Genomic DNA, 23,248 nt, shown 5'->3' with positions numbered 1-23,248 from the left:
ATGAGTACAAGAGTAGCGATTATTGCGGCAAATGGTGGTCTATTTGATGCCTATAAAGTTTTTAATATTGCGACTGCCGCAGCAGCAAGTGATCAAGAAGTATCTATCTTCTTTACATTCGAGGGATTAAATCTAATTCATAAGCAAGCACATCAAGAATTAGAAATGCCGAAAGGAAAAGAACACTTTGCGGAAGGATTTAAGAAAGCAAACGTGCCGTCTATTCCTGAACTGATTGAAATGGCACAAGAGATGGGTGTTACATTTATTGGTTGTCAAATGACGATGGACGTTATGGGTTTAACAAAAGATGATTTTGTAGAAGGAATTGAAGTAGGCGGGGCTGTTACCTTTTTAGATTTTGCAAAAGATGCGGATGTATCTTTAACATTTTAGTCCTGCTTAAAAAGATTTTGATATAGGAGGGAATTAAACATGACCGTGCAAGCACTTACCGCAAAAGAAGTCACACAAAAAATCTTTAACAAAGAACCTCTATTTATTCTAGATGTACGTAATGAAAATGATTTTAGCGATTGGAAGATTGAAGGGCATGATTTTGACCATTTAAATGTACCGTATTTTGATCTTTTAGATGGCGTAGAAGATATCTTGGAGAAAATTCCTTCTGATAAAGAAGTGCTAGTCGTTTGCGCAAAAGAAGGTTCATCCGTAATGGTATCCGAAATGCTTTCTGAAGCAGGTCTTTCTGTATCCTATCTTAAGGGTGGGATGAAAGCATGGAGCGAACATTTAGAGCCGGTAAAAATCGGGGATTTAAAAGATGGCGGTGAGATGTATCAGTTTGTTCGAATCGGTAAAGGCTGCCTGTCATACATGGTCATTTCCAATGGTGAAGCAGCGATTATTGATGCGACACGTATGGTAGATATCTTTATAGATTTTGCGAAGGAGAAGGGTGCGAGGATTACTCACGTATTTGATACACATCTTCACGCAGACCATATTTCAGGCGGCAGAGTCATTGCTGAAAAAACAAAAGCAACCTACTGGTTACCGCCTAAAGATGCTGAAGAAGTGGTATTCGATTATCAGCCGTTGGAAGAAGGAAATGATATTATCATTGGAAATACAAAGATTAGAATTCAACCGATTTATTCTCCCGGGCATTCCATTGGCTCCACTTCTTTCATTGTCGATGATCAGTATCTTCTTTCAGGTGATATCTTGTTTATTGATTCAATCGGCAGACCAGACTTAGCCGGTATGGCAGAAGATTGGGTAGGAGATTTAAGAAAAACTCTTTATAGCCGTTACAAAGCGTTATCAAAGGATTTAATTGTATTACCGGCACACTTTATGATCATTGATGAGCTAAATGAGGATGGTAGTGTGGGTAAAAAACTAAGTGCATTATTTAGCGAGAACCATGGTTTGAACATTGAGGATGAAACAGAATTTAGACACCTAGTGACAGACAGTCTGCCTCCACAACCCAATGCATATCAAGAGATTCGAGAAACAAATATGGGAAAAATCAACCCAGATGAAGAAAAACAGCGTGAAATGGAGATTGGGCCAAATCGTTGTGCAATTCGATAAATGATGATTATTACCAAACAGAGGAGAGATGAACATGAAATCAGATAAAGTATTAGATGCAACAGGACTAGCATGCCCAATGCCAATTGTGAGAACAAAGAAAGCTATGAATGAGTTAGAATTGGGCCGAATTTTAGAAGTACATGCAACAGATAAAGGATTCAAAAGTGACCTTGCGGCTTGGTCTAAGTCAGGTGGTCATGAACTTCTAGAACATGTTGAAGAAGGCGATGTACTGAAATTCTGGATTAAAAAAGGCTAATCACTGTGAAAGGGTATCGAATAAAAAAGATACCCTTTTCCTTTGAAAAAGGAGGAAACCCGAATGGATATTGCCTTTATAATAACTCTGTTCATCATAGGGTTTATTGGTTCCTTTATTTCTGGAATGATTGGTATTGGAGGATCTGTTATTAATTATCCAATGTTATTGTACATTCCTCCCTTAGTGGGTGTGATGTCGTTAACTGCCCATGAAGTTTCAGGAATAGGTGCTATTCAAGTTTTCTTTGCAACACTTGGCGGTGTTTGGGCTTATCGTAAGAGTGGGTTTTTAAATAAAAATTTAATCATCTACATGGGAAGCAGTATTCTTATAGGGAGTGTTTTGGGGAGTTATTTTTCTCATCTCATATCTGAAAAAGGAATTAACTTTATATACGGAATTCTGGCCATTATAGCTGTTATTTTAATGTTGATACCTAAAAGAGGACAAGCACATAAAGAAGGCGAAGAAGTGATATTTAATAAATGGTTGGCTTCGTCCCTAGCGTTTATCATTGGTGGCGTATCAGGTATTTTAGGAGCTGGCGGCGCCTTTATCCTAGTCCCCATTATGTTATCGATTTTAAATATTCCTGTTAGAATCACCGTCGCTTCATCTCTTGCGATTACACTTCTTTCATCTATTGGAGCAACAGTTGGAAAGGTGATTACAGGTCAGGTACTTTTTTTACCTTCTTTGATTCTTATTATCTCAAGTTTAATCGCTTCGCCTCTAGGAGCAAAACTGGGACAAAAAGTAAATGAAAAAATCCTGCGGTGGATCTTAGCTTTACTGATTTCGGTGACGGCTGTTAAAATTTGGTTGGATATTCTGTAACAGATCACTTTCTTACGTATGATTAAAAGAAAGACCAATAGAGTGTTTCAAATGTTGGCCTTTCTTTTTTATGTTAAGACATTTACATAATGTTCAATAAATGTTTGTACAGGATGAAATTCTTTTTGATAATGGATGACTCGTACCAATCTATATGATAGCCCATATAAAGTATTTGAATTAGTATTGTCTACTGTCGATTAGCATTTTTATACACGGATAGTGAAGAATTTGAGTATTTTAAAAGAAGGATAAAGCTAGGAGGAATACGAACTCACATAACTCGACTTCTAAAGTTGCTCCATTCTTTATTGAAACAACTCATCCACAACATGTTTTAAAATCTCGTAAGACTGAATTTCCTTGCTCAATTCGTAAATATTAGACAACACAATTAATTCATCTGCTTGATACATCTGTTGGAAATCAATTAGTTCGCGACGAATTGTTTCTGGATCACCCATGATTGTATACCCCAGTCGACGATGGAGAATTTCTAATTCAAACTGTGATAACGATTCTAGGAAGTTTTCAGTGGGTGGAATAAGCTTACTTAAATTATTTGTGTAAATATCAATATACACCTGCAAATGACTTGCAGAAATAAAAGATGCCTCTTCCATAGATTCTGCTGCAATCACATTAATACAAGCAATCACGTAAGGCACTTGTAAATAAGAAGACGGTTGGAAATGTTCTCGATAAATAGCGAGCGCTTCTTCCATCGCATGAGGTGAAAATTGAGCGCCAAATGCATAGGGTAAACCAAGCTTTGCAGCAATTTCTGCTGAATCCGTTGAGGAGCCTAATACAAAAACAGGCACATGCGTTCCAATACCCGGATAAGCGTGAACCTCTCCCTGCACACTCTTATCCCCAACAAAACGCAAAATATCATTTACTTCTCTTTCAAAGAAAAACACGCCATTATGGTTGGAACGACGAATCACGTCAGCCGTTTTTTGATCCGTTCCCGGTGCGCGTCCTAATGCCAAATCTACACGATTTGGATATAATGTTTCAAGTGTTCCAAATTGCTCCGCTACAACTAATGGGGAATGATTTGGCAACATAATACCTCCTGAACCTACGCGGATGTCCTTTGTATTTGCTAATATATGTTGTACAATTGATACGGTTGCTGCACTTGCATAAGCGTCGTGATTATGGTGCTCTGCAAACCAAATCCGTTTATAGCCCATATGATCTACAGCTTTAGCTAATGACACTGCAGAATCAATCCCTTGTTTCATTGTTTCTCCTTGTCTTAATGGAGCAACTGATAAAACAGATATATCAAATTTCTTCATAATTTCACCTCTAAACATATACAACATCAATGGAAAAACCATTTTAAATAAATGTCTCATATTAAATGGTGTACATTCCTCTTTTGATTTGTATGCAAATAAATATATACTTTCTCAATCGATCAATACATAGGGAAAATAAAGTGATTTCACAATATCACTTTATTTTTAAAGTTTTAAGCAAACATAAACAAATTGTACAGCGAACAAACTATGTAAAATACATCTTATTTTTTCAGAAAGGATACAAGAAAATGATTGATGAAATAGATAAAAAAATACTTGATGAGCTGTCTAAAAATAGTCGCATTACAATGAAAAAATTAGGGGAAAAAGTACATCTCACTGCACCAGCAGCCGCATCAAGAGTAGTAAAGTTATTAGACAATGACATAATAAAAGGATGCAGTATTGAAGTGAATCAAGTGAAATTAGGCTTCTCTGTACATGCTTTTCTTAATATTTATATCGAAAAAATCCATCATCAACCCTATTTAGCCTTTATAGAAACACAAGGTAACTTTGTAATAAACAATTATAAAGTTAGTGGAGACGGTTGCTATTTGCTTGAATGTAAATTTCCTTCAAACGAGGTATTAGATCAATTTTTAAATGACTTAAACAAACATGCAAACTATAAAGTGTCGATTGTTATTGGTAAATAGTTACCTTTATAAAACGGAGATGTGTGGTCATATAACATGATATATATCTGCTCTAAAAAAGCCCTAGTTTGGATATGAAACTTACCGAGCTAGGGCTTTTTTTATACATATACGAACTGCAGCTGTTGACCATGTTAAGTGTACTCTCTCCCAGATCTTCATTGTAATCTGGCTATTATTACATACTTTCACTATAATTTTTTATCTGTTTGATCTAGTTGAACGTTAATTCCTTTCGAAAATAAAGTCAAAGAGTTAAAACACTTTTTTTTATCTATGTATTTGAATACTGCTGATATTATACACTTAACTCTGTCGAAGTAAGACAAATAAAAAAGAAAGTGAGTTGTAAATATGAATATTACACAAATTCGAAATGCAACAATTGTTGTAAATTACGCAAATAAAAAATTTTTAATAGATCCTATGTTAGCAGAAAAAGGTACGTACGCTACTTTCCCTGAAACGATCAGACAAGATCTATTTAATCCTTTGGTGAGTTTGCCAACATCAATAGATAACATTCTGGATGGCGTAGATGCAGTCATTGTTACTCATCTACACCTAGATCACTTTGATGATGTGGCAAAAAACGTATTGCCAAAAAACATCAAAATGTTTGTTCAAAATGAAGCAGATGCAAAAGAAGTAAAAGCAAGTGGTTTCAAAAATGTAGAAGTACTGCAACAAGACACTGTTTTTGAAGGGATCCAATTAGTAAAAACAAAAGGTGAACATGGCAGAGGAGAAGAGTTATTAAACTTAATGGGTGAAGTTTGTGGATTAGTATTCAAGCACCCAAGTGAAAAAGTTTTATATGTAGCTGGGGATACAGTTTGGTATGATGCTATCGAAGACGAGATTCATACACATCAACCAGAAATCATTGTGGTTAATGGTGGAGACAATCAAAGATTAGATTTAGGTTCACTCATCATGGGAAAAGAAGACATCTATGAAGTTCACAAGGCTGCTCCTCATGCTAAGATTATATCTGTTCATATGGAAGCTGTTAACCATTGGACACTATCTAGAGAAGAATTAAAAAACTTTAGTAAAGAAAAAGGATTCTCAAGAAATATTTTAGTACCAGAAGATGGAGAGTCTTACACATTTTAATATAAACACCGAAAAATAATATTGTCTTGTTCATATTTAAAAATAAGAAATAGAAGAAGCTCATAATTATAAAAAATAATCATGAGCTTCTTCTAATGATGAATATAATTAAATTTTATATATATCGAAAATCCAAAATATACGGAATAACAAAAATGGAATGTTCCAATGATGACAAAAATACTTGAACAGCACCAGAGAGATATGTCGTTAGGAGGTAGAGATAATGACAAAAAAAGATACAAATATATCAACACAGCAGCCTGTTTGGTTACAAGGTTATATTGATTCACCAGAAAAACAAAACCAACTTTATAAAAAAACATTAAAAATCTTGATTTTTTCACAAATATTTGGGGGAGCAGGACTTGGTGCTGGGATAACAGTTGGGGCGCTTCTTGCACAAGATATGATAGGATCGGAAAATGTAGCAGGAATTCCAACTGCCCTCTTTACTTTTGGATCTGCCGTAGCTGCCCTACTTATAGGAGCATCCTCACAACGTTTTGGCCGTAGAGCAGGACTTGCAGGTGGTTTCCTTATAGGTGGATTAGGCGCTATAGGTGTTATAATTGCGGCTTTAATCAACAGCGTTGCCCTATTATTTGTTTCCCTTCTTATTTATGGAGCAGGTATGGCTTCTAATCTTCAAGTTCGGTATGCTGGGACAGACCTTGCAAATGAGAAACAACGGGCAACTGCTGCAAGTATGGCCTTGGTTTCTACTACTTTAGGAGCTGTAGTAGGCCCTAACTTAGTTAATACAATGGGAAGATTTGCAGATTCAATTGGTGTTCCCAATTTAGCTGGTCCGTTTATCATGTCAGGAGCAGCTTTTATAATTGCTGGATTTATTCTCTTCATTTTTCTTCGTCCAGATCCGCTGTTTGTATCTACAGCTATTGCGAATGCTGAGAAAAAAGACGATAAAGTACAAATAGGAGGAAGTCTAAAAAATACTGCCATAAACAAAAAAGGAATAATGGTAGGAGCTGTAATTATGATTTTAGCTCAACTAATCATGACAGCTATTATGACAATGACACCAGTTCACATGGGACATCACGGTCATGGTTTGAGCGAAGTGGGATTAGTGATAGGGCTCCATATTGCAGCGATGTATCTTCCTTCACCATTGACTGGTTTATTAGTAGATAAGTATGGTCGCACTACTATGGCTATTGCTTCAGGTGCTACACTTCTTGCCGCTGGATTGGTGGCAGCTATTGCACCGGCAGACTCATTATCATTACTAATCCTAGCCCTAGTATTACTAGGGGTAGGTTGGAACTTTGGTTTACTAACGGGAACTGCCCTCATTATAGATTCAACACATCCATCTCTACGAGCAAAAACACAAGGAACATTCGATGTTTTAGTAGCACTATCAGGAGCAGCAGGTGGAGCCTTGTCAGGAATGGTTGTTGCACATTCTAGTTATACAATACTATCAATTTCTGGAGCTGTTTTATCATTGTTACTTGTTCCTGTAGTTATTTGGTATTTTAAAGGGAATCAGGAAAAAGCATAAGCTTATATAACTTTCCTATACATTTGAAGAACCTAAGTAGACATTACTCTAGGTATCTTGGGTGTTATGTAACTTCAAGGTATAAGCGGAGATGTAACAAAACTTCGACTCTCGCCTTCTTAGGTGTAGTCGATTCCAATGTTGTGCTGGAGCTTGTATACGGTAATGATGAAAAACGCTTGAGTAATAAATTAGAAGTCTCTTGGACATTATTTTGGAGAGGCACTGTACATCAATGATTATATAGAAAGGGGTGTTTATATATGAAGAAAACAATTAAAGAACAAAAGTTGGTATTAATTATACTTCTTAGCAATATATTCATTGCATTTCTAGGTATAGGTCTCATCGTCCCCGTTATGCCGTCTTTTATGAATATCATGCATTTATCGGGAAAAACGATGGGCTATCTTGTCGCCGTACTTGCGGTAGCACAACTGCTTATATCACCGCTCGCAGGACGATGGGTTGACCATTATGGCAGAAAGAAAATCATCATAAGCGGTTTGTTTCTTTTTGGTGTTTCAGAACTTATCTTTAGTTTAGGCACGACTGTATCAGTGCTTTATATATCAAGGATTCTAGGGGGAATTAGTGCTGCCTTTATTATGACAGGCGTTACTGCATTTGTTGCAGATATTACATCCGTTCAGGAACGTCCAAAAGCGATAGGCTATATTTCTGCCGCCATTAGTACTGGCTTTATTATCGGACCTGGCATCGGTGGCTTTATTTCAGAATACGGTATACGTATGCCCTTCTTCTTTGCGGCAGGCATTGCCTTTTTAGCATGCATTTCATCCATATTTATTTTAAAAGAGCCGCTAACAAAGGAACAGATTGCAGAAATTTCTGCAAATACAAAGCAAACAAACTTAATAGGCGATTTCAAAAGATCACTTAATCCACGTTACTTTACTGCCTTTATTATTGTATTTGTACTTGCTTTCGGATTATCAGCATATGAAACAGTTTTCAGCCTATTTTCTGATCATAAATTTGGCTTTACGCCGAAGGAAATTGCAACTATTATTACAATCAGCTCAATCTTCGGAGTTGTTATTCAATTATTTATGTTTGGAAAAATTGTAGATATACTTGGTGAAAAGAAACTAATTCAATTATTGTTAATTATAGGTGCAATATTGGCAGTGGCATCTACTGTAATCTCTAGCTTTTTAGCAGTGCTAGCGGTAACTTGCTTCATCTTCCTCGCATTTGATTTGCTTCGCCCGGCATTGACGACTTTTTTATCAAAAGCTGCCGATAAAGAGCAAGGATTTGTTGCTGGAATGAACTCAACCTATACGAGCTTAGGTAATATCGGAGGGCCAGCCATGGGCGGAATATTATTTGACGTAAACATCCACTATCCTTATCTTTTCGCTGCTGTCATTATGGTCATTGGCTTCGGTATTACAATTATGTGGAAAGAAAACCGGTTGGGAGAAAGCTTAGCGAAAACTTGAGAACCTAGTGGGGATAGTAAAAAAAACCGATGATTTAAGGGACTGACCCCATAAAATGAGATAAATAAAAAACACCTTCAAGTTTGAAAACGGATAGTTGTTATCCGAAATAAGACTTGGAGGTGTTTTTTGTATGGGAACAAGAATGAGTTATCCGATTGAAGTCAAACAGAAGGCTGTAGAAATGAGATTGGCAGGCGTGCCTATGAAAGAGATCATGCAGGAATTGAATATCAAGAATAAGACGCAGGTTCAGACATGGGTTAGATGGCATAAAGCTGGGGATACACATCGATTTGAACAGCCTGTTGGTAAGCAATACACTTACGGAAAAGGTCCGGAGTATTCTTCCGAATTAGAGAAACTGCAGGCAGAGAACCGTTATCTGAGACAACAGAATGAAGTTTTAAAAAAGTACAACGAATTGGAAAGGAAGTTGATAGCCAAACGTCAGTCGAACTTGTAGAAGTATTGCACGGCACAATGACCGTACAGAATATCTGTGTTCATTTAGGTATCTCACGAGCGTCTTATTATCGTTGGAAGAAGAACCTGAACTGATGAAAGATCATCCCAAGTGCCATTTGGAAAAACAAATCGGCACGTTGTGTCGAGAGCACAAGTATCGATATGGATATCGAAAAATTACAGCTATATTAAAAAAGGAAATGCGTATTAACCATAAAACGGTTCAGCGTATCATGCAGAAAAATCAGTGGCAGTGCCGGGTTAAGGTGAAAAAGCGCAAGAAGAATGGGCAGCCATATGCCGTGGTTGATAATATATTAGATCGGAACTTTCAGTCCGATCATCCTCTTGAAAAACTAGTAACGGATATCACGTATTTGCCTTATGGACAGAAACAATTGTACCTTTCCAGTATATTGGATGTATACAATGGAGAAGTAATTGCTTTCACGATTGGAGATAAGCAGGACACAGACTTTGTCTTAAACACACTTGATCAACTGCCAACACTGCCTCAGAACTGCGTGTTACATAGTGACCAAGGATCTGTGTATACATCTTATGAGTATCAGAAAGCTGTTAAAACAAAAGGCATTACCATGAGCATGTCCCGCAAAGGGACGCCCGCTGATAATGCCTCCATCGAATCGTTTCATTCCTCACTAAAGTCTGAAACGTTCTATCTTAACAGCATTAATCGAACCACGACCGCCATCGTAGAACGCACTGTCAAAGAATACATTTATTATTATAACAACATTCGTATTCAAACGAAACTAAACAGCCAATCACCGATAAGCTATCGGCAATTGGCTGTATAAAAGGTGTTTTGATCCCTGTCTCAAAAACAGGGGTCAGTCCCTTAAACCTCGGTTTTTTTATTTGTTTTCATATTCTTTGAAAATGACCTTATTTGGACAAACAGCTGTTACATAGCATTACCCAAGGGGTGATGCATTTTATGAAGGTAATCATCATCGAGGGACCGCAAGCTGAAAAATGCATTAACGATTGCTATCATTATTTAATAAAACTTTATAGGAAGGAGATACAGGGTGATCGCAATATATGTAAGGGTATCAACCGAGGAACAAGCGATCAAGGGATCGAGCATCGACAGCCAGATCGAGGCCTGTATAAATAGGTGTGTTGAAGCATGCTATGAAGGGGTTTCTAGCGCGAGCTTTTATAACGTCCGGCTTTGGATTGCTTGAGAGAGGATGCAAGTAAGCAAGTAAAGGGCTTTTAAGTAATGTCATCTGTTTCTCGGAGAGCTTATCAGCGATGACAAAAAATGATTTTCATAACTCTTTCATATATTCTTTCTCTATTTTTTTAAAAAGAAACTTTAATGAAATAGAGAAAGCCGGAATATTAGATCCGGCCTTTCTAAATCATTTCCCCTTCGCTTTCTTCCGCTTTTCCTTCTCCGCCCGATAGAACTCATGAAACATCTTCATCAGCGCCCGCTTTTCAATCCGCGATACATAGCTACGCGAAATACCGAGTTCTTTGGCAATCTCACGCTGCGTTTTTTCCTTCTTCAAATCAAGCCCAAACCGCCCGACAATTACTTCCTTTTCACGGTCATCTAAAATGTCAATGTATTGCTTCACTTTTTCAAGCTCCATATTGAGCTGGATTGTATCAATCACGTCTTCATTTTCTGATTTCAGGACATCGATCAGGCTTATTTCATTCCCTTCTTTATCCTGCCCGATCGGATCATGAAGGGACACGTCTTTTTTTGTTTTTTTTAGTGCTCGCAAATGCATGAGGATTTCATTTTCAATACACCGCGCAGCATACGTCGCCAGTTTTGTCCCTTTGCCGGCGGAATAGCTTTCAATTCCTTTGATCAGCCCGATTGTTCCGATGGAGATTAAGTCCTCTGCGTCTTCACCTGTATTTTCAAACTTTTTTACAATATGGGCGACCAAGCGAAGATTATGCTCAATCAGCATGTTTCTTGCATGCTCATCCCCTTTAGCCATGAGCTCTAAGTATTTTTTTTCGTCGCTGCTTGAGAGCGGTTGTGGAAAGGCATTGTTTTTCACGTAAGATACTAAAAAGACAAGCTCTTTAACTACAAAACCGAGCGCTGCGAAAACACCTGTCACCATCGTCACCTCCACATGATTATGTAGGCAAAAGCCTATATGTCAATGTATGTGATCGGAAGGCTGTCTGTGTCTGTACCGGGAAATTTCTCAATGGGGAGCTTAGGTTTTGTTTTTTAAAATAATCTTTACGCTGCCCCCATACATTTAAATGAACGAAACTGTATGGGGGGATGAGGATGAAAAGATGGATGGCAATGCTTCTTCTGGCGGCAGCAGCTTTTCTTTGTTTATTGGGAAAGGATATGACGGCTCCGCAACAGGTCAAGGGGGCTGCTTTATATGACAAAGTTTTATACTTTCCGTTGTCTCGTTATCCGGAAACCGGGGATCATATAAGAGATGCGATTGCCGAAGGACATTCTGATATTTGTACAATTGATCGTGATGGAGCGGACAAAAGGCGGGAGGAATCATTAAAAGGAATTCCGACGAAGCCTGGTTTTGATCGAGATGAATGGCCGATGGCAGTTTGTGAAGAAGGAGGCGCCGGAGCCGATGTCCGCTATGTAACGCCTTCTGATAATCGCGGCGCCGGTTCATGGGTAGGAAATCAAATGAGCGGTTATCCAGATGGCACCAAAGTGTTGTTTATTGTTCAGTAATAAAAGAAGAGGCTCAGAATTGAGCCTCTTTTGCTATGATCCTATGTTGCCGCTAGGCTGATTTTCCTGAGGAGGATACGTTTCTGCTTCTCGCCAATACTGGCGTGGGCCTTCTTCAGGTACAACGATCCCGATCTTTGCAAGTTCAAGACGAAAATCTTCAATGTCGTCTGTTTCCTCTTTTTTCAGTGCTTTCTGACGAGCCTTCAATATAGCATGAGCGCTTGGAGAGAGATCGGGTGATTCAGGTACCCATCGTCGAAATTTATCTTTAAACGGGTCACCTTCTGCCGACCATATGTAATGGTGTTTTTTAAAGGCCTGCTCAATGATTTTAGGTTTTTCATCTATTTCTTCACGTGCCAGTTCATATCCGTCTGTTCCTAAGAGGACAAGCCGTTTATGATCAATAAATACCAGAGCAATGTCTTCCGAGTTGAGCGTTTGAACATGCTTGCCTTTCATTAATTTCACGGAGTCGTCTGTAATGTGTACAGTTAATAGCATTTTGATGATTGAATGAGCGAACCATATACCGGCAATCAGGCCAAGCAGCGCGGTGATAAACTTCACCGGTGATCCGTGAAAAGAGGCAACAAGCCGAAGAGGGCCTTCTAATGGAATCCACGGCAGGGATAATGCCCATTTCGCAAGCTGATGAAAGAAATAACCAATGAGAAGACCGATCATTGCAAGTGTAACGTATAATAAACATTTCGCGGTTTTCTTAATTCCAATGATTGTTTGTGTTTGATCCTGCAAGTTGTCACCTTCTTAGCTAGAAATAAATTGAATTCTCTTCCCATATTTTAACTTAAATAGAGAGGAAATCAAGGATGTTTCCACGATTTCTGCTGTAATTCATGAAGGCGCCAAATGATTATCACACCCTCTTTCTGATAAAGATCATACAGAAACGATATGACACGGGAAAAGAAATCACTCTGGCTGATCACGGACCGCTTTTGTTTTTTTGTTTGAGAAAACAGGACGTATCACAAAGCAGTTCACAGGGAACATAAAGAGTAAGGGCTTTAGAGTTTAGACAACCAGGAGGAACTCACATGAAAATAGGATTGATCGGCTTAGGGAAAATGGGCATCAACATAGGAAAGCAATTGATCGACCGCAATCATCAAGCAATCGGTTATGACGTGAACCAAGCTGCTGTTGATGAACTGATATCTTATGGGGCTGAGGGGGCAACGAGTATAAGAGAGTTGATTTCTTCATTAGACATGCCGCGAATACTATGGGTTATGGTGCCCCATGGCGTGGTCGATACTGTTTTGCGTGATGTGACACCTTTATTAAGCACAGGTGATATTATCATCGAAGCCGGAAATTCTCATTATAAAGAATCGATTCGTCGCTATAATCATATGAAAGAAGCGGGTATCTATTATCTCGATGCGGGGACGTCGGGCGGAATGGAAGGTGCACGGCATGGAGCCTGTTTTATGGTGGGGGGAGACCCGGAAGCATGGGAAATTGCCGAGCCGCTATTTCGGGATACTGCTGTTGAAAATGGATATTTATATGCCGGAGAAGCGGGCAGCGGCCACTTTTTAAAAATGATTCATAATGGCATTGAGTACGGAATGATGGCTGCTATTGGCGAAGGATTTGAAGTGCTGGAAAAAAGCCCGTTTGAGTTTGACTACGAGAAAGTTGCAAGGGTATGGAATCATGGATCTGTCATAAGGTCGTGGCTTATGGGGCTGACTGAGCGAGCTTTTTCTAAAGACGCGAAGCTGGAACAGATCAAAGGCGTCATGCATTCCTCAGGGGAAGGGAAATGGACAGTGGAAACGGCACTAGATTTGCAGACAGCCACCCCGGTGATCGCGATGTCGCTCTTGATGAGATACCGTTCGTTAACAGACGATACGTTTACAGGAAAGGTCGTTGCTGCGCTCCGTAATGAATTTGGAGGACATGCAACAGAAAAAAAGTAAGGGGGCAAAGCGGGCCGCCCTTATTTTTTTGACACTTTTACAAGATGAGGAAACTTTTTATATATGATCAGCATCAGGATCAGAACGTAGGCCCCGTAAATACTGAAAGATAGTAATTTGTTGCTGGAGAAATTGGCGCCGGCAATGGTAACAACTAATATATTTGGGATTTTTCCTATTAAAGAGGCGACGAAAAAAACATGCCACCGAACACTGCTTAGTCCGCATACAACATTCATGACAAGAGAAGGAATAACAGGGATAAGTCTTCCCAATAAAACAGCGGTAAACGCATTTTTATCGAAGGAAGCCTCGTATCCTTTTATAGCAGGGTAAGCTTTTATTTTTTTCCTAGCCCAATCACGAAAGCTGTACCTCGCGAGAAAAAATAGCAATATTGTACCGAGCATTGAACCGGCCAGTGTAATCCAAACGCCATTTGCAATTCCGAACACAGCGCCATTTAAAGCTGCAATAATTGCAAACGGCACAATCGGGAAAAAGACGTCGGCTGCAATCAGAAGCATACTACATAAAACGGAGATCAAGCCGCCTGCTTTTATAGCATCAAGCCAAGCTTCTTTCTGATAAAACCCGACTGCAATAACGGCGATGATCAAGATTATACCTAAAGTCTTTTTTAACATATCAATTATCCACTCCCAACACTTGTGGCGATGTCAGGAGGCAGAATCTCCGGCATCTACGTTAGTATAACTTGTACCATTTCGGAGGTTCAACTGTCATACGAGTGGGGGGGAATACAATTCTTTTTTAGCTAGTAAAATAGGCTGTCCATTTCACTCGTTGCTGCATTCTTTAATAGTAGGGAGGGATAGAAATGGTAGCGATAAAAAAAGATTTTATACCAAAATCAAACGATAACCGTCCCGGCTATGCGATGACACCTGCCTACATTACGGTGCACAATACAGCAAATACCGCCAAAGGTGCCGATGCAAAAATGCACGCTGATTATGTAAAAAACCCAAGTACATCTGTCAGCTGGCATTTTACAGTAGACGATTCAGACATCTATCAGCATCTGCCTCTTACTGAAAACGGGTGGCATGCTGGCGACGGCACCGATGGAACAGGGAATCGCAAATCAATCGGGATTGAAATCTGCGAAAATGCAGACGGCGATTTTGACAAAGCAGTAGCTAATGCGCAGTGGCTGATCAAAAAATTGATGAAGGATCACAATATTTCGCTGGATCGTGTTGTTCCCCACAAAAAATGGTCCGGAAAAGAATGTCCCCGCAAACTCTTAAATCAATGGAGTGCATTCAAAAACGGAATTTCTTCCTCTGATACGCCATCTAAAGAATCACCCAAATCTTATCCTCTGCCTTCAGGAGTAATAAAACTTACTGCGCCTTATAGAAAAGGCACAAAAGTTCTTCAGCTGCAAAAGGCTTTAGCAGCACTTCATTTTTACCCCGATAAAGGTGCGAAGAATAACGGTATTGACGGCATTTATGGACCGAAAACAGCAAATGCCGTGAAACGTTTTCAGCTGATGAATGGATTAAAAGCTGATGGTATCTACGGACCGAAAACAAAGGCCAAGCTTAAAGCGAAATTAAAATAAATGCAGAGGTAATCAGTAGCCTGTTTCCTCTGGCGGAAGCAGGTTATTGCAATCAACTCTCTGAAGTGTTTTTTCGCAGGAAAAGACGGGAACTGAAATAGATATATCACCCCTTAATGGAAACAGAATGATTTTAGTCGAGAGGGACACGTTAACAATAGAGAGAACGCTATAACGAAAAAACTCTGCGTTGAATGAAACAGAGCAGAGGTATAACATAAAGGTGAAGCTTTTGGGGGTGTAAAGATGAAGTATATGTTCATCCTTTTCCTAGTGCTGTTCGTTACAGCAGGATGCGAAGGAAGGGGATACGAAGACGTGGTAGCATTTGGTGACAGCAATACACGCGGCTCTAATTGGGATTATCGTGACTATCCAAAAGCGCAGCAGTGGGTCAATATATTAAAAACGGCTGAACGCGGGAATCTTGATATCCTCAATGCAGGAATTGGAGGACAAACGACAGAAGATGCCCGTTTACGGTTTCAAACAGATGTACTCGATCAAAAACCTAAGCATCTTTTTATTATGTTTGGCACTAATGACGCCGCGATTCTGGCTGAAGGAAAGCCGAGAGTGTCAAAGCTGCGTTTCAGAGAGAATCTGGTTTACTTTATAAAAGAAAGCAGAAAACACGGCATCAAGCCTGTTTTAATGACGTGTATTCCTATTATTGAAGGAAACGGAAAGCATCACCTCTTTTACTATTCCAGGTATAAAGCGGCTGCTTTTGAATCAAAAGGCGGGGCGAGAAAGTGGCATAACTCATACAATGATATTACAAGAGATGTCGCGAAACATATGAATGTGCCTCTCGTAGACAACTGGAAACACTTTATAGAAGCAGACGGTGGAGAAGCTACTGATGAAGCGCTTATCCAATCCGGCTTGATAGATCCTTCAGGCAATCATATGACACCAAAAGGGGCAAGGGTTGTTTATGAAGGGATACAAGATGGGCAGGTCCTGAAGCGCTGATCTGGACAAAGGCCTAAGCCGTTTTATTTCTCCTACATAGGCTGTTATAGAAACATTTTTAAGGAGGCGCGCTTCACATGTACAGCGGGTTTTATACACGTATCCATTCGGCGGCTGGCCATATGGAGCAAGCAGAGCATACGGATACGCTTTTATCGTTGTTTTGATTGTTGTTCTCCTGATTGTGGGCGGAGTGTATTGGTTCACATGAAATCCAGCCCTGAAAACACCTCTTTTTAGGGGTGTTTTTTGCTGAAAACAGTAGTAAAGCGCGTAACTGAAGTGATATAATATCAGTCATCTGAGTAAAAAAAGGAAATACGCCCGGAAAATATAGACAAATTCCTATTAAGAAGATACGGAAATAATATGTCCGAGCGATCTTCTTTTTATTTCGTTTTCGATTAACTCGATAAAGTCGCGGTTTAAATTCATTTCGGTGGCTTTGAAATAGGATTCTATTAATAGTTCATCAGACAATTTTCTCATGCTAGGAACCCAATTAATGGGAGAGACACCTCCTTCATAGTTGGAATCATTCATGACTTTGTGACATACATTTATAGGTTGCGTTCATCTGAAGCTGAAGATTATCTTTAATCTACCATGAATTGCATATAAGAACAATCGTTCTGTTATCCACACCAAAAAGTGGATAACTTGTGAGTATCATGTTTATAATTTGTCTAAAGAGTGATGTAATAAGAGTGGATAGTGTGTGTAAATTTATCCACACCTGGTGAAGAAACCCAATTTTTGTCGAAATTTTTTTGCTCAGTTTTTCTTTAAGCGCAAGTTCGATTTTTTTCGACATAAATTTTAAGAGAAAGAAAAGGGAAGGGTGCGGGTTTTGTTAAAAAAGTTTTTTTTACCTGACGAGTTTGTAAAAAATATTTTTCATATTACACCTGAAAAATTAAAGGAACGAAATGTAAAAGGAATTATCACTGATCTGGACAATACGCTTGTTGAATGGGACAGACCAAACGCGACGCCGCGATTGATCGAGTGGTTTGAAGAAATGAGAGAGCACGGCATTAAAGTGACGATTGTCTCTAATAATAATGAGCGAAGAGTAAAACTTTTCTCGGAACCGCTCGGTATACCATTCATCTATAAAGCAAGAAAACCGATGGGCAAAGCCTTTAATAGAGCAGTGCGCAATATGGAGCTGAAAAAAGAGGACTGTGTTGTCATCGGAGATCAGCTGCTGACTGATGTACTCGGCGGGAACCGTAACGGCTACCATACGATCCTGGTCGTGCCTGTCGCTTCCTCAGACGGCTTTATTACGCGTTTTAACCGCCAGGTAGAACGCAGAATACTGAGTGCTCTCAAACGAAAAGGGCACATTCAGTGGGAGGAATAAGAATGGAAAAGGTTGTTTGTATCGGCTGCGGAGTTTCAATCCAAACCGAGGACAAAAACGGTCTGGGATACGCGCCGCCGGCTTCGCTTTCTAAAGAAAGCGTGATTTGCCAGCGTTGCTTCAGACTGAAAAACTACAATGAAATACAAGACGTTTCCTTAACGGATGATGACTTTTTAAACATCCTTCATGGAATTGGAGAAACCGATTCTCTCGTCGTTAAAATTGTTGATATTTTCGATTTTAACGGCAGCTGGATTAATGGATTGCAGCGCTTAGTCGGAGGAAATCCTATATTGTTAGTCGGAAACAAGGCGGATATTCTGCCTAAATCGCTCAAAAGAGAACGGCTGATCCAGTGGATGAAGCGCGAGGCGAAAGAGCTCGGCTTAAAACCGATTGACGTATTTTTGGTCAGTGCGGGACGCGGCCAGGGAATCAGAGAAGTCATTGATGCGATTGAGCATTACCGTAACGGCAAGGATGTTTACGTTGTCGGCTGTACCAATGTAGGGAAATCAACGTTCATTAACCGGATTATCAAAGAAGTGTCCGGTGAAGACAACATCATCACAACATCGCAATTCCCGGGCACAACTCTTGATGCGATTGAAATTCCGTTAGATGACGGCTCAGCGCTTTATGATACACCTGGAATCATCAATCACCATCAAATGGCGCACTATGTAAACAAAAAGGATTTAAAAGTGCTTTCGCCCAAAAAGGAACTGAAGCCGCGCACATTCCAGCTAAACGATCAGCAAACGCTGTATTTCGGCGGACTGGCAAGGTTTGATTATGTTTCAGGTGAAAGAGCTGCCTTTGTCTGCTATATGCCGAATGAATTAATGATTCACAGAACGAAACTGGAAAATGCTGACGCGCTATATGAAAAGCACGCAGGAGAATTGCTCACACCGCCGGGAAAAGATGATATGGATGAGTTTCCAGAACTGGTTGCCCATACGTTTACGATGAAAGAGCAAAAGACAGATATCGTTTTTTCTGGGTTAGGCTGGGTAACGGTGCATGACGCGGATAAAAAGATAACGGCTTATGCGCCAAAAGGCGTTCACGTATTTGTTCGGCGCTCATTAATTTAACAAAAAGGGGAGAGGGGTATGAAGAAGCTGTACGGGGTTATCGGAAATCCGATTGCGCATTCCATGTCGCCGGATATCCATAACGCGGCTTTGAAGGATCTTGGTTTGGACGGACACTACCATGCATTTAAGGTGGAAGAGGATAGTCTTGAAGATGCGGTAAAAGGGATAAGAGCTCTTGGCGTACAAGGCATCAATGTGACTGTTCCGCACAAGGTTTCCATCATGGATCATCTCGATCATATTGATGAGAGCGCAAAAGTGCTTGGTGCCGTTAACACTGTCAGAAGAGAAGGAGACAAGCTTGTCGGATATAATACAGACGGAGAAGGCTTTGTGAAATCTTTAATGAGAATTTTGGACAAACCAATCTCCGAGCTGTCTTTCTTAATGATCGGCGCGGGCGGGGCAGCGAGAGCGATTTTTACGACGATCGTCCGCGACAATCCGGCAAAGTTTGATATTTGCAATCGAACGATAGAAAAAGCCAAACAGCTCACAGAATCTGCTCCCTCGTTCCGCAATGTAGAAGTGTTAAGCATAAAAGAAGCAGAAGAACGGCTTGAGCAGTATGATGTAATTATCCATACAACATCTGTAGGCATGTATCCAAACGTGGAAGATATTCCGCTTTCGCTGCAGCGTGCGGCAAGCAGTGCGGTTGTTTGCGATATCGTGTATAATCCGATTCAGACTTCACTATTAAAAGAAGCAAAGCAAAAAGGTCTGAAAACACTGGATGGAGTCGGCATGTTTGTTGAGCAGGCGGCATTGTCTTTCCGCTTGTGGACGGGACATGAACCTGATGTTGAAAAAATGAGATCTATTGTAGTAGGGAAATTAGGAGGAAAATAATGCTAACAGGAAAACAAAAACGTTTCTTGCGTTCAAAAGCGCACCATTTAAGCCCGATTTTTCAAGTAGGAAAGGGCGGAGTCAATGACAACATGATTAAACAAATTTCTGAAGCGCTTGAAGCGAGAGAGCTGATTAAAATCAGCGTTCTTCAAAACTGCGAAGACGATAAAAATGATGTTGCGGAAACTCTTGTTAAAGGAAGCCGCGCACAGTTGGTTCAGACGATTGGCAATACGATTGTTTTATATAAGGAATCAAAGGAAAATAAACAGATCGAGCTTCCTTAAGGTGGTTGAAATGAAGAAAATCGGAATTTTTGGAGGCACGTTTGATCCTCCGCATAACGGTCACCTTTTAATGGCGAATGAGGTGCTGTATCAGGCGGAGCTCGACGAAATTTGGTTTATGCCCAATCAAATACCTCCGCATAAACAGGATGAAGACTATACAGACAGCACTCATCGGGTGGAAATGTTGAAGCTTGCGATCCAGTCTAATCCATCCTTTAAGCTGCAGCTGGCTGAAATGGAAAGAGAAGGGCCGTCATATACCTTTGATACCGTTTCTTTACTAAAGCAGCGATATCCGAATGATCAGCTATTCTTTATCATTGGTGCTGACATGATTGAATACCTGCCGAAATGGTATAAGCTGGACGAGCTGCTGAACCTTATTCAATTTATCGGAGTAAAGCGCCCCGGTTTTCATGTTGAAACCCCTTATCCGCTTCTCTTTGCAGACGTTCCGGAGTTTGAGGTATCATCGACTATGATAAGGGAACGGTTTAAAAGCAAGAAGCCCACTGACTACTTAATCCCTGATAAAGTGAAGAAGTATGTAGAGGAGAATGGTTTATATGAATCGTGAGGAGGCACTTGCCTGCGTCAAGCAGCAATTGACCGAGCATCGATATATCCATACAATTGGCGTAATGAACACGGCGATTGAACTTGCGGAGCGCTTTGGCGCCGACTCCAAAAAAGCGGAAACGGCGGCTATCTTTCATGATTACGCCAAATTCCGTCCAAAAGAAGAAATGAAACAAATTATTGCCAGAGAAAACATGCCCGCGCATCTGTTAGATCACAACCCGGAGCTGTGGCATGCTCCGGTCGGCGCTTACCTAGTCCAGAGGGAAGCGGGAATTCATGACGAAGATGTTCTTGACGCGATCAGATACCATACCTCTGGGCGTCCGGGCATGACGCTTTTAGAAAAAGTCATTTACGTTGCCGATTATATTGAACCAGGCCGTAAATTTCCCGGTGTTGATGAGGTGCGCGAACTAGCCGAAACGGATTTGAATCAAGCGTTGATTCAGTCGATCAAAAATACAATGATTTTTCTAATGAAAAAAAATCAACAGGTTTTTCCAGATACATGTTTAACTTATAACTGGCTTGTGTCTGGCAAATGAACAGGAGGAATATGTGAATGAATCAAAAGTCCATTTTAAATATTGCAGCTGCGGCTTGCGACGATAAGCGGGCAGAGGATATTTTAGCACTGGATATGGAAGGAATTTCTCTGGTTGCTGATTATTTTCTGATCTGCCACGGTAATTCAGATAAACAAGTTCAGGCCATTGCGCGTGAAATCAAGGACCAGGCAGAAGAAAACGGCATTGAAGTCAAAAAGATGGAAGGCTTCGATGAGGCAAGATGGGTATTAGTTGACCTTGGGGATGTGATTGCCCATGTGTTTCACAAGGACGAAAGAAGCTATTACAACCTAGAAAAACTGTGGGGAGATGCTCCGCTCGCAGACCTGGAACTTGGAATGAACCAATGATTTACCAAGGCTTTGCAAGCGTGTATGACGAGTTAATGTCTCACGCACCTTACGACAAATGGACAGAGTGGATTGAAGCATCTCTGCCGGAAAAAGGCCGTATTCTCGATTTGGCATGCGGCACCGGAGAAATTTCAATCCGGCTTGCCGAAAAAGGCTTTGAAGTCACTGGGATTGATCTCAGTGAGGAAATGCTCTCATACGCCCAGCAAAAAGTACCAGCTAAACAGCCGATTCTTTTCCTTCAGCAGGACATGAGAGAGATTACCGGTTTTGAAGGCCAGTTTGATGCGGTTGCGATCTGCTGTGACTCCTTGAATTATTTAAAAACGAAAAATGACGTGATGAATACCTTTAAAAGTGTATTTCAGGTGCTGAAGCCGGACGGCATATTGCTGTTTGATGTTCATTCACCGTATAAAATAACCGAGGTTTTTCCTGGCAGCACGTTTGCTGATCAAGACGAAGATATCAGCTATATTTGGCAAAGCTTTGCCGGTAGTGAAGAGCTTTCCGCCATTCATGATATGACGTTTTTTGTTTGGAACGGAGAGGCGTACGACCGCTTCGATGAGACGCATGAGCAAAGAACGTTCCGAGTGGATGAATACGAAGAAATGCTGGCAGGCTGCGGTTTTCAGCTTCATAAGGTCACCGCTGATTTTACCGATTCAGCCCCGTCACCACACTCTGAACGCCTTTTCTTTAAAGCACAGAAATTAAAAACCATCGTTTACTAAGACGATGGTTTTTAAAATGCTTTTTTACCATTTTGCATACAACAAAAGACTATGGCATACTCGTTTACACATGAAACTGCTTCTTCACCGCGGAAATATCCTCTTCATACTTCAAATGCGTATTTTGAAACACCCGATGAAACATATCCTGTACACCGCTTTCGAGGGCTTTTATGCCTTCTCCTGTCACACCGCCTTTTACGCAAACCTTTTCCTGTAATGCAGGAAGAGTATACAATTCGGTTTCTAACAGTTTTCCCAGCCCGACAAGCATCTCTTTACACATGTGAATAGCGTCCTGTTTAGACACTGACGTTTCCGTAACGGCTGCATCTATAAACCGCTGTACCAGATAGCTCATAAAAGCGGGTCCGCAGCTCACGATATCTGACGCTACTCTTGTGATGTCACTTTCAATTTGCAGCGGATTCGAAATGTGCTTCATCAGCTCGTTGATTTTTGTTTTTGCCGCCTCCCCGCAGCTTTTGCCGAAGGTGACGAGAGAAACGCCAGCAAGCGCCCGGTTTGTAATACTCGGGATTACTCGTGCCACCTGACATGGCACATACTGTTCCAGCTGATCAGTCTGAAGCGGGCTTGTAATGGAAATGAGAATGTGATCCTTTCTTAGATAAGGAACTGCCCTTGACAATAATGGATATATATCAAGCGGCTTTACACAGATGAAAATCATCTCATTTTCTGCAACAAGCTTTTCAAGGCTCTCTGTAACGTTTAAGCTGTTGTAGCGGTTTTTTATCTTCAACGCTTTTTCAATTGTGCGGTTTGTGATTGTGATGTTTGAGGGATCGGCTGCTTGTGATTCAATAAATGATTCAATAAGGATCGTACCCATATTTCCAGTGCCGATAAAGCCAATCTTCAATGATTTCCCCTCCTTTGAG

At 40.3% G+C, this 23,248-nt stretch carries 25 protein-coding genes and 4 pseudogenes; 23 read left to right on the top strand and 6 right to left on the bottom strand.

The window, feature by feature from the left end; all coding sequences use genetic code 11:
- From NSU16_RS12830 to NSU16_RS12815, 4 genes and pseudogenes are all read left to right on the top strand, one after another.
- Nucleotides 1-396 carry a DsrE/DsrF/DrsH-like family protein gene (locus tag NSU16_RS12830; RefSeq protein ID WP_014114508.1) on the top strand — a complete coding sequence of 132 codons (396 nt, stop codon included), beginning with the start codon at nt 1-3 and terminating at the stop codon, nt 394-396.
- A gap of 32 nt (nt 397-428) precedes the next feature.
- Nucleotides 429-1,563: pseudogene (locus NSU16_RS12825) on the top strand (MBL fold metallo-hydrolase).
- A gap of 34 nt (nt 1,564-1,597) precedes the next feature.
- Nucleotides 1,598-1,825, top strand: a complete 228-nt coding sequence (locus NSU16_RS12820) for a sulfurtransferase TusA family protein (protein ID WP_268451246.1) — start codon at nt 1,598-1,600, stop codon at nt 1,823-1,825.
- A gap of 63 nt (nt 1,826-1,888) precedes the next feature.
- The gene (locus tag NSU16_RS12815; RefSeq protein ID WP_339191063.1) at nt 1,889-2,665 is read left to right on the top strand and encodes a sulfite exporter TauE/SafE family protein; all 777 of its coding nucleotides are present in this window, start codon (nt 1,889-1,891) and stop codon (nt 2,663-2,665) included.
- Between the two features lie 308 nt (nt 2,666-2,973).
- Here the strand turns inward: NSU16_RS12815 and NSU16_RS12810 are convergent, their stop codons facing one another.
- On the bottom strand, nt 2,974-3,975 hold the full coding sequence (locus tag NSU16_RS12810) for an LLM class flavin-dependent oxidoreductase (RefSeq protein WP_339191060.1): 1,002 nt from the start codon (nt 3,973-3,975) through the stop codon (nt 2,974-2,976).
- Nucleotides 3,976-4,229: 254 nt separating this feature from the next.
- Here NSU16_RS12810 and lrpA point away from each other — a divergent pair, with 254 nt between their 5' ends.
- The 7 genes and pseudogenes from lrpA to NSU16_RS12775 all read left to right on the top strand — a co-directional run.
- Nucleotides 4,230-4,640, top strand: coding sequence for a transcriptional regulator LrpA (gene lrpA / locus NSU16_RS12805; RefSeq protein WP_168747021.1), 411 nt, complete (start codon nt 4,230-4,232; stop codon nt 4,638-4,640).
- A 354-nt stretch (nt 4,641-4,994) separates the two neighbouring features.
- Entirely contained in the window at nt 4,995-5,759 is a 765-nt protein-coding gene (locus tag NSU16_RS12800) for an MBL fold metallo-hydrolase (protein ID WP_339191055.1), read from the top strand.
- 226 nt (nt 5,760-5,985) lie between these two features.
- On the top strand, nt 5,986-7,290 hold the full coding sequence (locus NSU16_RS12795) for an MFS transporter (protein ID WP_339191052.1): 1,305 nt from the start codon (nt 5,986-5,988) through the stop codon (nt 7,288-7,290).
- A 263-nt stretch (nt 7,291-7,553) separates the two neighbouring features.
- On the top strand, nt 7,554-8,759 hold the full coding sequence (locus NSU16_RS12790) for an MFS transporter (protein WP_339191049.1): 1,206 nt from the start codon (nt 7,554-7,556) through the stop codon (nt 8,757-8,759).
- Nucleotides 8,760-8,892: 133 nt separating this feature from the next.
- A pseudogene (locus NSU16_RS12785) lies at nt 8,893-10,048 on the top strand (IS3 family transposase).
- Between the two features lie 140 nt (nt 10,049-10,188).
- Nucleotides 10,189-10,367 (top strand): annotated as a pseudogene (locus NSU16_RS12780) (hypothetical protein).
- Nucleotides 10,325-10,493, top strand: a pseudogene (locus NSU16_RS12775) (recombinase family protein); the annotation flags it as partial. The pseudogenes NSU16_RS12780 and NSU16_RS12775, both read left to right, overlap by 43 nt.
- A gap of 128 nt (nt 10,494-10,621) precedes the next feature.
- On the opposite strand, the gene sigK reads toward NSU16_RS12775, so the two are convergent.
- Complete coding sequence (gene sigK / locus NSU16_RS12770; RefSeq protein ID WP_174754429.1) at nt 10,622-11,350, bottom strand: RNA polymerase sporulation sigma factor SigK; 729 nt, start codon at nt 11,348-11,350, stop codon at nt 10,622-10,624.
- A 176-nt stretch (nt 11,351-11,526) separates the two neighbouring features.
- Between sigK and NSU16_RS12765 the strand changes: the two genes are divergently transcribed.
- Nucleotides 11,527-11,952 carry a NucA/NucB deoxyribonuclease domain-containing protein gene (locus NSU16_RS12765; protein ID WP_339191046.1) on the top strand — a complete coding sequence of 142 codons (426 nt, stop codon included), beginning with the start codon at nt 11,527-11,529 and terminating at the stop codon, nt 11,950-11,952.
- A 33-nt stretch (nt 11,953-11,985) separates the two neighbouring features.
- Here the strand turns inward: NSU16_RS12765 and NSU16_RS12760 are convergent, their stop codons facing one another.
- Entirely contained in the window at nt 11,986-12,714 is a 729-nt protein-coding gene (locus tag NSU16_RS12760; RefSeq protein ID WP_339191044.1) for a DUF308 domain-containing protein, read from the bottom strand.
- A gap of 302 nt (nt 12,715-13,016) precedes the next feature.
- On the opposite strand from NSU16_RS12760, the gene gnd reads away from it, so the two are divergent.
- Entirely contained in the window at nt 13,017-13,910 is an 894-nt protein-coding gene (gnd, locus tag NSU16_RS12755) for a phosphogluconate dehydrogenase (NAD(+)-dependent, decarboxylating) (RefSeq protein WP_339191041.1), read from the top strand.
- A gap of 20 nt (nt 13,911-13,930) precedes the next feature.
- Here the strand turns inward: gnd and NSU16_RS12750 are convergent, their stop codons facing one another.
- Entirely contained in the window at nt 13,931-14,557 is a 627-nt protein-coding gene (locus tag NSU16_RS12750; RefSeq protein WP_229146777.1) for a TVP38/TMEM64 family protein, read from the bottom strand.
- Between the two features lie 194 nt (nt 14,558-14,751).
- Between NSU16_RS12750 and NSU16_RS12745 the strand changes: the two genes are divergently transcribed.
- The gene (locus tag NSU16_RS12745) at nt 14,752-15,504 is read left to right on the top strand and encodes an N-acetylmuramoyl-L-alanine amidase (RefSeq protein WP_168748283.1); all 753 of its coding nucleotides are present in this window, start codon (nt 14,752-14,754) and stop codon (nt 15,502-15,504) included.
- A 246-nt stretch (nt 15,505-15,750) separates the two neighbouring features.
- Nucleotides 15,751-16,482, top strand: coding sequence for an SGNH/GDSL hydrolase family protein (locus NSU16_RS12740; protein ID WP_229146778.1), 732 nt, complete (start codon nt 15,751-15,753; stop codon nt 16,480-16,482).
- 348 nt (nt 16,483-16,830) lie between these two features.
- On the opposite strand, the gene NSU16_RS12735 is transcribed toward NSU16_RS12740, so the two are convergent.
- Nucleotides 16,831-16,971, bottom strand: coding sequence for a sporulation histidine kinase inhibitor Sda (locus NSU16_RS12735; RefSeq protein ID WP_003226124.1), 141 nt, complete (start codon nt 16,969-16,971; stop codon nt 16,831-16,833).
- Nucleotides 16,972-17,332: 361 nt separating this feature from the next.
- Between NSU16_RS12735 and NSU16_RS12730 the strand changes: the two genes are divergently transcribed.
- From NSU16_RS12730 to NSU16_RS12695, 8 genes are read left to right on the top strand one after another with little or no spacing between them, the layout of a single operon-like run.
- On the top strand, nt 17,333-17,851 hold the full coding sequence (locus NSU16_RS12730) for a YqeG family HAD IIIA-type phosphatase (RefSeq protein WP_010335018.1): 519 nt from the start codon (nt 17,333-17,335) through the stop codon (nt 17,849-17,851).
- 2 nt (nt 17,852-17,853) lie between these two features.
- Nucleotides 17,854-18,954 (top strand): ribosome biogenesis GTPase YqeH, encoded by a 1,101-nt coding sequence (yqeH, locus tag NSU16_RS12725; RefSeq protein WP_010335017.1) that lies wholly within the window; start codon nt 17,854-17,856, stop codon nt 18,952-18,954.
- An 18-nt stretch (nt 18,955-18,972) separates the two neighbouring features.
- Nucleotides 18,973-19,809 carry a shikimate dehydrogenase gene (aroE, locus tag NSU16_RS12720; protein ID WP_268504966.1) on the top strand — a complete coding sequence of 279 codons (837 nt, stop codon included), beginning with the start codon at nt 18,973-18,975 and terminating at the stop codon, nt 19,807-19,809.
- Nucleotides 19,809-20,099, top strand: a complete 291-nt coding sequence (yhbY, locus tag NSU16_RS12715; RefSeq protein ID WP_268504967.1) for a ribosome assembly RNA-binding protein YhbY — start codon at nt 19,809-19,811, stop codon at nt 20,097-20,099. Before aroE ends, yhbY begins: the two co-directional genes overlap by 1 nt.
- 10 nt (nt 20,100-20,109) lie before the next feature.
- Entirely contained in the window at nt 20,110-20,679 is a 570-nt protein-coding gene (locus NSU16_RS12710; protein WP_010335014.1) for a nicotinate-nucleotide adenylyltransferase, read from the top strand.
- Entirely contained in the window at nt 20,669-21,229 is a 561-nt protein-coding gene (gene yqeK, locus NSU16_RS12705) for a bis(5'-nucleosyl)-tetraphosphatase (symmetrical) YqeK (protein ID WP_168748279.1), read from the top strand. The genes NSU16_RS12710 and yqeK overlap by 11 nt, the downstream gene beginning before the upstream one ends.
- 17 nt (nt 21,230-21,246) lie before the next feature.
- Nucleotides 21,247-21,603, top strand: a complete 357-nt coding sequence (gene rsfS / locus NSU16_RS12700) for a ribosome silencing factor (RefSeq protein WP_168748278.1) — start codon at nt 21,247-21,249, stop codon at nt 21,601-21,603.
- The gene (locus NSU16_RS12695) at nt 21,600-22,343 is read left to right on the top strand and encodes a class I SAM-dependent methyltransferase (protein WP_268504968.1); all 744 of its coding nucleotides are present in this window, start codon (nt 21,600-21,602) and stop codon (nt 22,341-22,343) included. Before rsfS ends, NSU16_RS12695 begins: the two co-directional genes overlap by 4 nt.
- A 64-nt stretch (nt 22,344-22,407) precedes the next feature.
- On the opposite strand, the gene comER is transcribed toward NSU16_RS12695, so the two are convergent.
- Nucleotides 22,408-23,229, bottom strand: a complete 822-nt coding sequence (gene comER, locus NSU16_RS12690) for a late competence protein ComER (protein WP_268449344.1) — start codon at nt 23,227-23,229, stop codon at nt 22,408-22,410.
- Between the last annotated feature and the right edge of the window lie 19 nt (nt 23,230-23,248).

The organism is Bacillus sp. FSL K6-1003 (assembly GCF_037964945.1).
In the GTDB taxonomy this organism is placed as follows: Bacteria; Bacillota; Bacilli; order Bacillales; family Bacillaceae; genus Bacillus; species Bacillus mojavensis.
Note: the sequence above shows the minus strand (reverse complement) of the source record. Positions and strands in the feature narration are given on the sequence as shown.